This window comes from Streptomyces sp. NPDC059816 (genome assembly GCF_042732055.1).
Taxonomy (GTDB): Bacteria; Actinomycetota; Actinomycetes; order Streptomycetales; family Streptomycetaceae; genus Streptomyces.
Genome location: NZ_JBHWIQ010000008.1, coordinates 202,115 through 215,758 on the forward strand (window position 1 = coordinate 202,115; position 13,644 = coordinate 215,758).

The following is a 13,644-nucleotide window of genomic DNA, read 5'->3' on the forward strand; positions in this document are numbered from 1 at the left end:
GGGTCCTGGGTCGCCCGCGCCCCGGACCCGGGTCCCCCTCGCGGCCCCTCCCCCCGGGCGATGCCGTCGCGGGGCGGTTCTTGATGGGCTGGGGAGCGTCCGGAAGAGGCCGTGCAGCCCCCTGTCGAGAGAAGAGCAATGATTCGCAGTCTGACATCGTTCGCCACGCGCCGTCGATGGGTGACGATCATCGTCTGGACCCTTCTGGGCGCGGCGCTGACCGTCGTGGGGCAGTCCATGATGTTCAGCGCCACCGATTCCCAGGCGGGTGACTTCCTGCCCAAGGGCTACGATTCCGCTGCTGCTCTGGAGATAGCCGAGGAGGATTTCGACGCGAAACCCGACGGGAACGCGGCGACCGCCCTCGTCGCCAGGTCCGACGGGGAGCGGCTGACCGTCCGGGACCGGAAGGCGATCCGCGAGGCCGTCGCCGAGCTGGGCGAACGTCGGATCGTGGCTCCCAAGCCCGAGGGGTTGATGAAGGACCACTCGCAGACCCCGCGGGTGGGTCTGGGCGCGGTCGCCCCCAACGGGACGTTCCAACTGGTGTCGTTCTCGGTCGACGGGAACATGAACGACCCGGGGCTCCAGGACGTGTTCCGGGAATTCCGTGACACGGCCGAGGAGGAATTCGACGGGCAGGGTCTGCGCATCGGATTCACCGGTGGAATCGCCAGTACCGCGGACACCATGGAGGCGGGGGAATTCCGCGAGAAGCTCATCGGCACCCTCACCATGGGCCTGATCGTCCTGCTGAACGTGGTGGTGTTCCGCAGCGTGCTCGCCGCGCTGCTGCCGCTGATCGCGGTGGCGCTGATCGGCGGGGTCGCCGCCGGCGCGGTGGCCGGGGCGGCGGAGCTGTTCGACATCAAGCTCGACGCGTCCACCCCGTCCCTGATCACGGTGGTCCTGCTGGGCATCGGCATCGACTACTTCCTCTTCCTGCTCTTCCGGTTCCGGGAGCAGTTGCGCACCCACCCCGAGCAGGACGCCGTCACGGCGGCGGCCGTGACCACGGGCCGGGTGGGCAACGCCATCCTGTCCGCGGGGCTGACGATCGTCGCCGCGTTCGCCACCCTGGGCGTCGCGAGCTTCGGACAGTTCCGGGTGCTCGGCCCGGCCATCGCAATCTCCGTGCTGGTGATGCTGCTGGCGAGCCTCACCCTGATGCCGGCGCTGCTCGCGGTGAGCGGGCGGGCGATGTTCTGGCCCGCCAAGGCGTGGAAGAAGGAGGGCCCCGGCGGGGTCAGCGCACGCCTCGGACTGGAGATCACCCGACGGCCGGTGCGGTACGTCATCGCCAGCCTGGCCCTGCTGGGGGTGCTGTCGGCCGGTGCGTTCGGTCTGAAGATGAGCTACGACCAGGCGGGTCAGCCCAGGACCGAGGCCGTCGAGGTGGCCGAGGAGATCTCCCGCAGCCTGCCCGCCGGTGCCACCGACCCGCACACCGTGTACGTGCGCAGCGACGACGGCACCCTGCGGACGGACGCGCTGTCCGGTCTGACCGGCTCGCTCGCCGAGGTCGAAGGGGTGGGACGGGTGTCCGCGCCCGTGCTGAACCCCGACCGGACGGCCGCCCGCATCGAGGTGGTGCTGTCCGTCAAGTCCGACACCCAGCAGGCGCGTGACCTGGTGTCCGGCCCCGTCCGGTCCGCCATCGAGGAGAACACCCCCGCGCGCACCGAGGCGCACATCACGGGAACGGCGGCCGTGTTCGCCGACATCGCGACCGCCGTGGAGAAGGACCTGCGGCTGGTCTTCCCGATCGCCGCCGCCCTGATCGGCCTGATCCTGCTGCTCCTGCTGCGTTCGGTACTGGCGCCCCTGGTGCTCATGGTCGCGGTGGGGCTGGGGTTCGCGGCGACGCTCGGTGCGGGCACGTTGGCCTTCCAGCACCTGCTGGACCGGCCGGGCATCTCGTTCACCCTGCCGTTGGTGTTGTTCCTCTTCGTCGTCGCCCTGGGCACCGACTACAACATCCTGATCAGCGACCGGATCAAGGAGGAGATGGACAAGCCGGTCACCGTGCGGCAGGCCGTGGCCGAGGCGGTGCGGCACACCGCGCCGGCCATCGCCACCGCCGGTCTGGTGCTCGCGGGTTCCTTCGCCAGCCTGATCGCCAGCCCGGCGACCCAGGAGGTCGGCTTCGCCACGGCCCTGGGCATCGTGCTGTCGTCGTTCGTGCTGTCGATCGTGTTGGTGCCGGCGGTGGCGGTGCTGCTGGGGCGCGGGCTGTGGTGGCCGCGGCGGCCCGGTCGGAGCGCTGACCCCTACGCGGCGACGGAGCCGGAGGCCACGTGGTCGCAGGCCGCACCCCGGTACGCCGAGCAGGCCCCCGACGTCCGCCGCTAGCGCGCGTCGTCACCACGGCCACCGGGCTCGTCGTCCCCGCCCGCTACGGGGTGGGGACGACGAGCCCGGTGGGTTCAGCGGGTCAGCGGGTGTGGATGAAGTACTTCCACGCTCCGTGGGTCGTCGAGTGGACGTTGTCGCCGTGCACGCCGTTGACGTAGGACGCCCGGACGCGGAACTGGTAGCCCGGCTCGTGCGGGCCCAGCAGCCGGATGCGCGTCTCGCCGAAGGAGCTGGCGGCGAAGTACTCGGTGCCCAGGCCCTGCCAGCGGCCCTGGACGCGGACCTCGTACTGGAGGCGGTGCTGGCGGCCCGGGTACGCCGTCATCACGGTCCCGACGTACGGGTCCTTCGACGCCTTGTAGTAGTGCGTCGTGACGCCGTTCAGCCGCGCGGTCTTGTAGTGGTTGCTCAGCTTGGTGGAGATCTTGACCTTGCTGCCGACCCAGCTCTTCGCCGACTTCCCGGACGTACGGGAGTCGCCGTCGTACACGGCGGTGACCGTGGTGTCCCGGCTGAGCTTCACCGTCGCGGAGATCTTGCCGTTGCTCGCGACCTTGCCGGTCTTCACCAGGACCCGGCCGCGACCGTCGCCCGCGGGGTCGGAGTACAGCTTGACGGTGCGGTTCTTGTACGTCTTGCCGAGGGTCGCGGTGAACTTCACCGACGTCCCGTGGGCGTACACGTTCTTGTTCTTGTCGAGCTTCAGGGTGGTCGCCGCGCGGGACACCGAGACGCTGTCCGAACCGGCCGCCGCGGCGTGCGTGCCGCTGCCCGCGTACGCCACCCGGTAGGTCACCTTGCCGCCGGAGGGCGGGGTGTCCTTGAACGAGAACGAGCCGCTGGACGTCGTCTTGACGGAGGCCAGGCGCTTGCCGCTCGGCGACTCGGCGTCCGTGCGGGTGACCGTCAGCGGGGTGCCGGCGGGCAGGGCGAGGGTCGCCGACACCTTTCCGGTGACGGTGAGTTGCTTGGCGCGGGTGGCACTGCTGGGAGCGGAGACGGTCACCTTGGGCAGCGACCGGGTGGGGTTGTCGAACGTGCGCAGGGAGACGGTGCCGTGACTGTTGGTCGACAGGGCGAACAGCCGGCGGGAGTCGGACGACCAGGCGAGGCCGGCCGGGAGCAGCAGGTCGGAACTGCCGCTGTAACCGGTGTTGGGGAACTCGTAGCTGCGGACGAGTTTGGTGTGCCCCTTGGGGAAGACGTACACGTCGGGCGAGTACATGCCGTCGACGCCGGCCGCGACGGTGCCGTCCGGGGCGATGGCGACGGCGTTGGGGTAGTGGGTGGTGCGGTAGCTGGTCGCGCGGGACAGGTCCGTCGTGGAGTAGGCGACGTGTTCGTAGGGGGCGCCGCTGGCGACGATGACGCGCCGGCCGTCGGGCGTCACGTCGATCTCGCGGAGGTTGCCCGCGTCGATGCCGCCCCGCGTCCGCTCGACGGCCGCGCCGGTGGAGACGTCGTACACGGTGGCGGCGTTGTTGGTGGCCGTCACCAGGACGTCCGGGGCCGCCGGGTCGGCGCCCAGGTGGGGGTGCCGGCCGGCGACCTCGGTGAGGACGACGACGGGTTCGTTCGCGGTGACGTCGAGCGAACCGAGGCCCTCGGCGTAGCTGAACCACAGCTTCCCGCCGGCGACGGCGAGGTCGTGGGGGCGTTCGGCGCCGAGGTCGTAGCTCGCGGTCTGGGCGAGGGTCCCGGTGTCGACGGAGACGATCCGGCCGGTGTCACCGACCGCCGCGTACACCTGACCGGCGGCGGAGGTCTCCAGCCCGTGGACGCCGGGCAGGCCGCTGAGCGTCTTGACCACGCGACCCGCGTAGTCGGTGACGACGATCTTGCCGCTCTGCGGGTCGGAGACGAACACGCGCTGACGTGCGTCGTCGACCACGACGTCCCCGACGGACTTCACGTTCAGGACCCGCGCGGAGTCGGCCGCCGCACCGCCGGCCGTGCCCGCGACGAGCACGGCGGAACTGAAGAGGACGGCGAGCGCGGTCGCCGACGAGATGCTGCGCGTGCGCACAGTGATGAACCCCCACCCTGATGGATCCGGCCGCGCGACGCCCGAGGGCACGCTGTGAAGAGGCTGTGCGCGGGGCGCGGCCGATGATCAGCAGGGTAAGCCATGCCGCTGACGCGGGCACAGCGGTATTCCGGCGCTCTGTTCCGTGCGGTCCTGGAGGGGGGTCCTCGCAGGTCGGGCGGGGTTACTCGGGGGTGTCCGGGGCGGTGGTGGGGGGCGGGGTGTCGGGGGCGGTGTGCTGGGTGAGGTGGGTGAACGCGTCGAGGTTGCGGGTGGACTCGCCGCGGGACACGCGCCAGGCGTACTCCCGGCGGATGGAGGTGGCGAAGCCGAGTTCCAGCAGGGTGTTGAAGGCGCCGTCCGACGCTTCGAGCACGGAGCCGAGTACGCGGTCGACCTCGGCGGGCGTGACCGCGTCGAGGGGGAGCCGACCGACCAGGTAGACGTCCCCGAGCGGGTCCAGCGCGAACGCGACGCCGTACAGCTTGAGGTTGCGCTCCAGGACCCAGCGGTACACGCGCTCCGCGTTCTCGTCGGGGCGACGCACGACGAACGCGTTCAGCGACAGGGTGTGCTCGCCGACGATCAGGGACACCGTGGTGAAGAGCTTGCGGGTACCGGGCAGCTTCGCCACGTAAGTGCCCGGTTCGGGGCTCTCCCACTCGATCTCCGACTCGGTCAGCACCCGCTCGATGATCACCGCCGCCTCAGCCATGCGGCGAGCCTACGGGACCGTCCCGTACGCAGCGGCGGGCCGCCGTTGTGGCGCGCGCCACGCGTACGTCATGCCTGCTGCACTCCTCCGGCGCGCGCCGGGCGCGGTCAGCTCCGGTGGGTGCGGGCCCCGCGGCGGTACTCGTGGAGGGCGGCGGTGTAGACGTCCGCCGTCGCGGAGGCCGCCGCGTCCCAGCCGAAGGACTCCGCGTGCCGGGCCGCCTCGGCACCCATCCGGAACGACATCGCCGGATCGTCGGCGTACGCCCCCAGGACGCGGGCGTAGTCGACCGGGTCGTGGCCGTCGACGAGGTGGCCGGTGACCCCGTCCCGTACCGCGACGGGCAGCCCGCCGACCCGGGCCGCGAGCACCGGCGTGCCGGTGGCCTGCGCCTCGATCGCGACGAGGCCGAACGACTCGCTGTGCGAGGGCATCACCAGGACGGAGGCGGCCCGGAACCAGTCCGCCAACTCGTCCTGGCCGACCGGCGGGCGGAAGCGCACGACGTCGGTGATGCCGAGGCGGGCGGCGAGCTTCTGGAGGCCCTCGGGCTTCGCCAGTCCGCTGCCGCTGGGGCCGCCGACGACGGGAACGACCAGCCGTCCGCGCAGTCCGGGCCGCTCGGCCAGCAGGACGGCGACCGCGCGGAGCAGCACGTCAGGGGCCTTCAGGGGCTGGATGCGGCCCGCGAACAGCGGCACCAGAGCGTTCGGCGGCAGCCCCAGGCGGGCACGGGCGGCGAGCCGCCCGTCACCGGGACGGAACCGTTCGAGGTTGACGCCCGGGTGCACGACGGCGACCTTGTCGGGCACGGCCTCGTAGTGGCCGACCAGTTCGTCGGCCTCCTCGCGGGTGTTCGCTATGAGGCGGTCGGAGGCGCGCACGATCTGGGTCTCGCCGATGATCCGGGCGGCCGGTTCGGGGGTGTCGCCGTCGGCGAGGCAGGCGTTCTTGACCTTCGCCATGGTGTGCATGGCGTGCACCAGGGGCACGCCCCAGCGCTCGGCGGCCAGCCAGCCGACGTGCCCGGACAGCCAGTAGTGCGAGTGGACCAGGTCGTAGTGGTCGGGGCGGTGCCGGGCCCACGCCTGCATGGTGCCGTGGGTGAACGCGCACAGTTGCGCGGGCAGGTCCTCCTTGGCGAGGCCCTCGTAGGGGCCGGCGTCGACGTGCCGCACCAGGACGCCGGGCGCCAGCTCCACGGTGGGCGGCAGGCCGCCGGTGGTGGCGCGGGTGAAGATCTCCACCTCGATGCCGATCGCGGCCAGCCGCTTGGCCAGCTCCACGATGTAGACGTTCATGCCGCCCGCGTCGCCCGTGCCCGGCTGGTGCAGCGGCGAGGTGTGCACGCTGAGCATCGCGATGCGGCGCGGTCTGCGGAGGGTGCCCGGCAGGCGCAGCCGGGAAGGGGGACGGGGTGGGGAAGCGGTGGATCGTCGCCCGAGCCTGCTGACGTAGTGGCTCACGAAGCGGTCCTCCTCGCGGCTGCATCCGGTCGTCGTGCGGGGCCTTCGCCGCCCGGCTCCGTCGTCGGTGCGGATCCGGACCTCGCGGTTCCGTGTCCCTGCGACCGCGGTGGCACGCCTGCGGGAGGGCGCGGCCTACCCTCCGGAGCCCTGCAACACCGAGGAGCACCGTTCCCTTCCCATTTTGCACAACTATTACGTTGCCTTCATCAACCATGCAGGTCAGAGCCCTATGGTCGATCCGCGAACCGGCCGGGCGACGGGGTCGGCGCGATGCGCGGCCCCGTCTGGATACCCTCGGGGCATGCCCTCCCGACCCGTGGGGACGGTGACCCGCGGGACCACCCATCCGAACCGGCTGCGCCGTATGGACCACTGGATCACCGCCGCCCACGCCCCCGCCCTGCGCCGCGCGGACGACCCCGTCGCCGTCGACCTCGGTTACGGGGCCGCGCCCTGGACCGCCGTCGAGCTGCTGCACCGGCTGCGCACCGTCGCGCCCCGCGCCCGGGTGGTCGGGGTGGAGATCGACCCGGAGCGGGTGGCGGCGGCCCGGCCGTACGCGCGTGAGGGGCTGGAGTTCCGGCACGGCGGCTTCGAGGTGCCGTTGCCGGGTCGCCCGGTGCTGATCCGGGCGGCGAACGTGTTGCGGCAGTACGACGAGTCCGAGGTGCCCGGGGTGTGGGCCCGGCTGTGCGCCCGGCTCGCCCCGGAAGGGGTGCTGGTCGAGGGCACCTGCGATGAGATCGGCCGGCGCCACGTGTGGGTGGCGCTCGGTCCTGAGGGTCCCCGGACGGTGACCTTCGCGACCCGACTCGCCTCCCTGGAACGCCCCTCTGACCTCGCCGAACGCCTGCCCAAGGCACTGATCCACCGCAATGTGCCGGGCGAGCCGGTGCACGCGTTCCTCCGGGACTTCGACCGGGCGTGGGCGGCTGCGGCGCCCTACGCCTCGTACGGGGCGCGGCAGCGGTGGATGCGGGCCGTGCGGGACCTCCGGGCGGGCGGTTGGCCCGTGGTGGACGGCCCGAAGCGGTGGCGGCAGGGCGAAGTGACGCTGCGGTGGGAGGCGCTGGCCCCGGCGGTGCGGTGAGTCGGGGGGGCCTGGTGGTGAGTCGGGCCCGGTGGTGCGGTGAGTCGGGGGTTGCCCGGCGGTGCGGTGAGTCGGGGTAGCCCGGTGGTGAGTGCGGTCGGCTCCCCGTAGGCGTTGGGTGCGGGGGCCCGGGTGGTGGCGGTCGGCGGCTCGGCGGCCGGGCGGCGTTGAACGACACGCCCCGTACGGAGCCGTGGCGGCACCTCCCGTCACCCCGAGGAGGGCACCTCACGCGTTCGAGTGAACACCCGTGCGATCGACCCGGGTCGGGAACGAACGTACGGACCCGATCGTCATTCGGAGCGGAACGAACGGGCCGGTCGGCGGATGCGTCGGCCAGCCGATGTACGGGTGCACCGTCGCGCGGTCGCGTAGGTGGTGCGGTCGTGCTGTACGGGTACAGGGCCGCGGCCGAACGGGCGGAGGAGTCCGTTGGTTCGGGTGGGGCAAGGGCGGGGCACGGGCGGGCACGGGCGGGCACGGGCGGTACCGGGGAGCGGAGGGGGAGAACGGATGCGCGTACGGCGGATTCTGACGATCGTGGTCGTGGCGGTGGCCTGCGCGGTGAGTCTGTTGGCGATTCCCCGTGCCGCTTCGGCAGCACCCACGCCACTCCCCCAGCCGCCCAGCTCGGGCACCTCCGGCAGCTCCGGCAGCTCCGGCAACTCGGGGTCGGACACCCCCCGGACGGGCGCCGATCGGCTGGAGGACGTCCGGGACCGGCTGGACCGCCTCTACCGGGAGGCGGCAGCGGCCACCGACGCCTACAACGCGGCCGAGGAGTCCGCCGCCGAGCAGTCCAGGACGATCGCGGACCTCGCCGAGAAGATCGCGGACGGCGAGGAGCGGTTGGAGCACCTGAGGAACCGCGCGGGGGCCGCCGCTCGCGCCCAGTACCGCTCGGGCGGCATCCCCGACGAGACGAGGCTGATGCTCAGCGACGACCCCGGACACTTCCTCGACGGCGCCGGGCGCGTGATGGCGGGCCAGCGCGCCACGAAGGGGCTGATCACCCAGCTCACCCGGACCCAGGAGGACTTGCGGATCTACGCGAAGGACGCCACGGCGAACCAGGAGGAGTTGGAGGAGACCCGGGGCAAGAAGGACGCGGCGCGCAAGAAGGTCGAGCGCAAGCTCGCCGATGCGGAGGAGTTGGAGAAGTCCCTCGCCGCGGAGGAGCGGGAGCGGCTGCGGGGGCTGGAGGAGGACGACCAGCGAGCGGCCCAGGACGCCTGGCTCGACTCCGGGGTCCTGAAGGGAAGCGGGTCGGACGGCAGCGCCGGGGCCCAAGCCGCCATCGCCTACGCCGAGGACCAGCTCGGCCTGCCCTACGAGTGGGGCGCCGAGGGCCCCGACTCCTTCGACTGTTCCGGCCTCACCCAACAGGCGTGGGCCGCCGCCGGAGTGCCGATCCCCCGCACCTCACAGCAGCAGTGGCAATCGCTGCGGCGGGTGTCCGAGGCGGACCTCCAGCCGGGGGACCTGATCATCTACCACTCCGACGCCAGCCATGTGGCCCTGTACATAGGGGACGGCTCGATCATCCACTCACCGCGCCCCGGCCGCTCCGTCACGGTGGCGGGCGCGGGTTCCATGCCGATACTGGGCGTGGTCCGGCCGGAGAGCTGACCCGAGCCGGCCCGCTGCCCCCGCAGGGCGCCGGGCCCCGCCAACCGCAGGTCAGAGCCTCCGTCCGCACGCCAGTGGCTCCGCCTGCCACCTGGAGCCGGCCGGCCGGAGGCCCGCATGCGCCACGTGACGTACGGCACGTCCGGGTCGGGACTCAACCCGGGCGGCGTGACGTTCGTCATTCCGTGCGGACACCCTGACGGTGGCCCGCTGTCCAATTGCGGGAGGGGATGCGGCATATGACGATGGCCGATTGCCCAGCAGCTTCGGATGCCTCGTTCCCCTGCGCCGCCGCATACCGCTATGGTCCCCGTCTGGCGGTGCGTCGTTCGACGCCCCGTCGCGCCCTCGGGGGGAGGGAAGGAATCCAGACGATGCCCGCACCCGTACCGCGGCAGAGAGCGATACCGGCCGTGGAGAACGGCCCGAACGGCCCGAATGACACCACGGCGCCCGCGACCGCGACCGCAGTCGTCGCGTCCGCCGCGGCCACCGCACCCACTCAGGCCCGGGCGGTGACCGACCGGACCGGCACCACGACCGGCGGCGGCCTCAGCCTGCTGGTGATCGAGGACGACCCCGCGGGTTCCCTCGGCATCCCCGACCTGCTGGACGCCGCCGGGAAGCCCATCCGCGTCCGCACCGCCCGCAACCTCACCGAGGCCGAGCGGCTGCTCACCGACGACGTGCACTGCATCCTGCTGGACCTCGCCCTGACCCTCCCGCCGGGCGCCCGCGCCCGCACCCCGCCGCCGCCCGGAGACCCGCGCCCGGCGAGCGACCCGAACGAGACCGGCGAGCCCGACCGGACGCCCGGCGGCAGCGCGGACAAGCCCGACGAGCTGGCCTCGCTCAAGCACGTGCTGCACCTGGCACCCCGGCACGCCGTGTTGGCCCTCACCACCTCCGGTGACGCCGAGCGCGGCGCCGAAGCGGTCCGCGTCGGCGCCCAGGACTACCTGTTCCGCGACGAGCTCGACGCCCGGCTGCTGAGCCGCGCCATCCGGTACGCCGTGGAGCGCAAGCGCGCGGACGCCGCACAGCGCAAACTGACCGAGTCCCGGATGCGGGCCCAGGAGAACGCCCGCCTGGAGCGCGGACTGCTCCCCAAGCCCCTGCTGGACGGGGCCAGGCTCAGCTTCGCGGCCAGCTATCTGCCCGGCCGCTCCCGCGCCCTGCTCGGCGGCGACTTCTACGACGCGGTGCGCACGCCCGACGGCACCGTGCACGCAATGATCGGCGACGTCTGCGGACACGGACCGGACGAGGCCGCGCTCGGCGTCGAGCTCCGCATCGCCTGGCGGGCCCTGACCCTGGCCGGACTGTGCGGGGACGAACTGCTGTCCACGCTCCAGCAGGTCCTGGAGCACGAGCGGGCCGACGAGGAGATCTTCGCGACCCTCTGCACGGTCGACATCGCCCCCGACGGCCGCCACGCGGGCCTGTGCCTCGCGGGCCACCCCGCTCCCCTGGTGGTCCGCCCCGGACGGCTCGCGGAACTCCTCCCGTACGAGAGCGGGGGCCCCGCGCTGGGCCTGCTGCCCCGCGCCCGCTGGCCGCGACGCCAGGTGGACCTGGGCGGCACCTGGAGCCTGATGCTCTACACGGACGGACTGATCGAGGGGCGCATCGGCGCCGGGAACCAGCGGCTCGGGCAGGACGGCATGGTCGAACTCGTCCGCCGTCAGCTCGCCGACGGCCGGCGCGGGGAGGAACTGCTCGAAGCGACCGTGAACGAGGTGCGGGACCTCAACGGCGGGGACCTCACGGACGACGTGGCCGTGGTGCTCCTGGACCGGGAGCCCGGGCACTGAGCACCCGGGTCGTCGTCGCCCGCGAACGGCTGGCGGGAGCGGGTTACCGGCCGCCGTTGTAGGGGCCGTACGGACCGTCGCTGCTGCTGCCACCGCGACGGCCACCGCCGCCGGAGACCGCCCGTAGCGCGGGACGCACGTCCACGAAGAAGACGATCGTCGCGATCAGTCCCGCGATCTGGAGGAACATGATCGGGACCAGCAGGTTCACCGCGACGGTGATGCCCAGCAGGATCAGCCAGAACATCTTGTTCTGCTTGTCCGCGGCGCGATAGGCGTCCTCGCGGGCGATCGAGGCCATCCCCAGGGCCACCACGGCCATGACCAACATGGCCAAGTAGATCAGCGACAACACACCGCTGAATCCGGCTAGCAGCACAGCATCCACCACCCGTGTCGAATCGTCCCTACGTCGCCACCGTACCCGCTGAACGGGCCGGGCACGCGAATCGTGCCCGGCCCGTTGTCCGGCCCCGCGGCGCTTCGCGCGAAGGCCCCCGCGGTGCCCGCTCCTACTCGGCGGGCGGGGTGTTCTTCTTCGCCGCCGGCTTCCGGACGGGAGTCTTCTTCGCGGCCGGCTTCCCGGCCGGGGCGGCGCCCTGCGGGTCCACGGCGGAGTCCCGGGCGCCGCTCTGCGCGGAGTCCTGGGCCGGCACCGTCCGGGAGGCCAGCCGGGTGCCGGACGCGGACCGGGCACGGCTCTTGGGCGCGGGGGCGGGCGCCGGCTCGGGCTCGACGGCTCCGGCCAGGTCGACGATCTCCTCGGCGGCCTCGCCCCGCCAGGTGCGCACGGTCTGCTCGCCGTGCTCGGCGACCTTCTCGTACGTCTCACGGGCCTTGATCGCGTACTCGGCGGCGACGCCGACGCCGCGCAGCGCGAGGTCCTGAGCGGAGTCGCCGAGCTTCTTGAAGTCCCCGTCGAGCGCGGTGATGAACTCGTTCACCTTCGTCTGAACGGTCTCCTGGACCTCCCGGGCCCGGGCGCTCGCCTTGTCCTGCACGGCCTTCGGGTCGGCGTTGCGGACCGCCTCGATGCGGCCGGGGGCCTCGGCGCGCAGCTGCTCGACGAGTCCCGGGACCTTCTTGGCCTGCTGGAACGCCAGGTCGGCCGTACCGGCGGCGAAGTAGAGGGGGGTGGGGTCGGAGAGGGTCTTGCGCAGGTCGTCGGTGATGGCCATGGTCAGCGGTCCTCCTGGATCACGTCGTTCAGGTGCGTCGTGGGTCTGCGGCGGTCGGCGTGCGCGGTCACTGTGGCTGCGCGGGTGTGGCTCCGGTCCCGGTCCCGGTTCCGGTCCCGTCGTCGGCCGGTCGGGGTACGGCTATCGCGCCGTCCGCACCCGTCCGCGAGGGGCCGGTACCCGGCGCATCGGTGCCGTTCTCCTTGCGGAAGGACTCGTAGATCTGGAGCAGCACCTGCTTCTGCTGCTCGTTGATCGAGGGGTCGCCGAGGATGACGGCCCGCGTCTCCAGCTCGTCCCGTTCCCGCTCGTCGAGGATTCCGGCGCGGACGTACAGGGTCTCCGCGGAGATCCGCAGCGCCTTCGCGACCTGCTGCAACACCTCGGCGGACGGCTTGCGCAGCCCGCGCTCGATCTGGCTCAGATAGGGGTTCGAGACGCCGGCGGCCTCGGCGAGCTGCCGCAGGGACAGTTGCGCGGTGCGCCGCTGCTCGCGGAGGTACTCGCCGAGGTTGCCGACGTTGAGCGATGCCATGCCCCCACCGTGCACCCTTGCGCTAACAATTGCAAGCACACTGCTAGCAAAAGGCCGCGGCGGGGGCGTCGGCTGACGAATGAGCCGGGACGCGATCGTGGGAACCGGGCCACAGCGGTTGGAACCGAGATCAGCTTGCTAGCCGTGGAAAGTCGTCACCGCTTCGAGCGCAGCCCTCTCGGTCCTGACGTGGTTGACGGGTGCCGCCCCGTCGGCGTGGCCGAAGGAGATGCCCACGAGCAGGCGCCCTTCGCCGACTGCGAGTTCGGTGCGGACCGTGTCGGCATGGAAGCTCAGCAGCCCCTGCGGACAACTCGCCACGCCGTAGGCGGTCATCGCCAGGAGCAGGGTCTGCATGTAGGCACCGACGTCAGCGGCCAGCCGGGCCCCGCCGTCCCCGGCGACGAACAGGAACGCAACGTGCGGCGCGCCGTAGAAGCGCAGGCTTTCCGCGTCGTAGGCCGCCCGCGCCTCGTGATCGTCCGCTGCGATGCCCAGCGCTCCGTACAGCTGGGCACCGAACGCCGCCCGGCGCGCCTGGTGCACCTGCGCGTACATGCCGTCGGAGTACGGGAAATCGACCGAGACGCGCTTCTCGGCGTGGGCCACCTGCAAGGCGTCGGCCAGGCGTTCGCGAGTGGCGCCGCTCACCACCTCCACCCGCCAGGGCTGTGCGTTGGAGTTGGACGGCGCGGCACCGGCCAGCGAGAAGATCGCACGCATCGTGTCCTCGGGGACGGCTTCCGGACGGAACGCACGGGTCGAGCGACGGCCACGTATCAGCTTCTCCGCACGGTCACTCAGCTCGGTGGGGACCAACAGGCTCACGGAAG

Annotated in this window: 11 protein-coding genes; 4 read left to right on the forward strand and 7 right to left on the reverse strand. The window is 72.4% G+C overall.

The window, feature by feature from the left end; translation table 11 throughout:
* The first annotated feature begins 180 nt into the window (after window positions 1–180).
* Window positions 181–2,352: an MMPL family transporter gene (locus ACFV88_RS13750; protein WP_385489902.1), complete on the forward strand. Its 2,172-nt coding sequence runs from the start codon at window positions 181–183 to the stop codon at window positions 2,350–2,352.
* An 82-nt stretch (window positions 2,353–2,434) separates the two neighbouring features.
* Here ACFV88_RS13750 and ACFV88_RS13755 read toward each other — a convergent pair whose 3' ends face one another.
* The 3 genes from ACFV88_RS13755 to mshA form a co-directional block, all read right to left on the reverse strand.
* On the reverse strand, window positions 2,435–4,381 hold the full coding sequence (locus ACFV88_RS13755) for an Ig-like domain repeat protein (protein WP_385489905.1): 1,947 nt from the start codon (window positions 4,379–4,381) through the stop codon (window positions 2,435–2,437).
* A 184-nt stretch (window positions 4,382–4,565) separates the two neighbouring features.
* Window positions 4,566–5,096, reverse strand: coding sequence for a YbjN domain-containing protein (locus ACFV88_RS13760; RefSeq protein ID WP_385489908.1), 531 nt, complete (start codon window positions 5,094–5,096; stop codon window positions 4,566–4,568).
* 107 nt (window positions 5,097–5,203) lie between these two features.
* Window positions 5,204–6,562 (reverse strand): D-inositol-3-phosphate glycosyltransferase, encoded by a 1,359-nt coding sequence (gene mshA / locus ACFV88_RS13765; protein WP_385489910.1) that lies wholly within the window; start codon window positions 6,560–6,562, stop codon window positions 5,204–5,206.
* A 304-nt stretch (window positions 6,563–6,866) separates the two neighbouring features.
* Here mshA and ACFV88_RS13770 point away from each other — a divergent pair, with 304 nt between their 5' ends.
* From ACFV88_RS13770 to ACFV88_RS13780, 3 genes are all read left to right on the forward strand, one after another.
* Window positions 6,867–7,655 (forward strand): class I SAM-dependent methyltransferase, encoded by a 789-nt coding sequence (locus ACFV88_RS13770; RefSeq protein ID WP_385489912.1) that lies wholly within the window; start codon window positions 6,867–6,869, stop codon window positions 7,653–7,655.
* A 513-nt stretch (window positions 7,656–8,168) separates the two neighbouring features.
* Window positions 8,169–9,284: an NlpC/P60 family protein gene (locus tag ACFV88_RS13775; RefSeq protein ID WP_385489915.1), complete on the forward strand. Its 1,116-nt coding sequence runs from the start codon at window positions 8,169–8,171 to the stop codon at window positions 9,282–9,284.
* A gap of 374 nt (window positions 9,285–9,658) precedes the next feature.
* Complete coding sequence (locus ACFV88_RS13780; protein ID WP_385489918.1) at window positions 9,659–11,098, forward strand: PP2C family protein-serine/threonine phosphatase; 1,440 nt, start codon at window positions 9,659–9,661, stop codon at window positions 11,096–11,098.
* Between the two features lie 43 nt (window positions 11,099–11,141).
* Here the strand turns inward: ACFV88_RS13780 and ACFV88_RS13785 are convergent, their stop codons facing one another.
* The 4 genes from ACFV88_RS13785 to ACFV88_RS13800 form a co-directional block, all read right to left on the reverse strand.
* Window positions 11,142–11,477 carry a DUF2516 family protein gene (locus ACFV88_RS13785; protein WP_385489921.1) on the reverse strand — a complete coding sequence of 112 codons (336 nt, stop codon included), beginning with the start codon at window positions 11,475–11,477 and terminating at the stop codon, window positions 11,142–11,144.
* A 133-nt stretch (window positions 11,478–11,610) separates the two neighbouring features.
* The gene (locus ACFV88_RS13790; protein ID WP_385489924.1) at window positions 11,611–12,276 is read right to left on the reverse strand and encodes a hypothetical protein; all 666 of its coding nucleotides are present in this window, start codon (window positions 12,274–12,276) and stop codon (window positions 11,611–11,613) included.
* Between the two features lie 67 nt (window positions 12,277–12,343).
* Window positions 12,344–12,811 (reverse strand): helix-turn-helix domain-containing protein, encoded by a 468-nt coding sequence (locus ACFV88_RS13795; protein ID WP_385489927.1) that lies wholly within the window; start codon window positions 12,809–12,811, stop codon window positions 12,344–12,346.
* Between the two features lie 138 nt (window positions 12,812–12,949).
* A complete protein-coding gene (locus ACFV88_RS13800) occupies window positions 12,950–13,639 on the reverse strand; it encodes a nitroreductase family protein (RefSeq protein WP_385489929.1) in 690 nt (229 codons plus the stop codon).
* Window positions 13,640–13,644: the final 5 nt, after the last annotated feature.

Coding starts and splice junctions, on each gene's coding strand:
- ACFV88_RS13760 (WP_385489908.1), bottom strand. CDS start 5,096: ATGGCTGAGGCGGCGGTGATCATCGAGCGGGTGCTGACCGAGTCGGAG.
- ACFV88_RS13790 (WP_385489924.1), bottom strand. CDS start 12,276: ATGGCCATCACCGACGACCTGCGCAAGACCCTCTCCGACCCCACCCCC.
- ACFV88_RS13795 (WP_385489927.1), bottom strand. CDS start 12,811: ATGGCATCGCTCAACGTCGGCAACCTCGGCGAGTACCTCCGCGAGCAG.
- ACFV88_RS13770 (WP_385489912.1), top strand. CDS start 6,867: ATGCCCTCCCGACCCGTGGGGACGGTGACCCGCGGGACCACCCATCCG.
- ACFV88_RS13775 (WP_385489915.1), top strand. CDS start 8,169: ATGCGCGTACGGCGGATTCTGACGATCGTGGTCGTGGCGGTGGCCTGC.
- ACFV88_RS13780 (WP_385489918.1), top strand. CDS start 9,659: ATGCCCGCACCCGTACCGCGGCAGAGAGCGATACCGGCCGTGGAGAAC.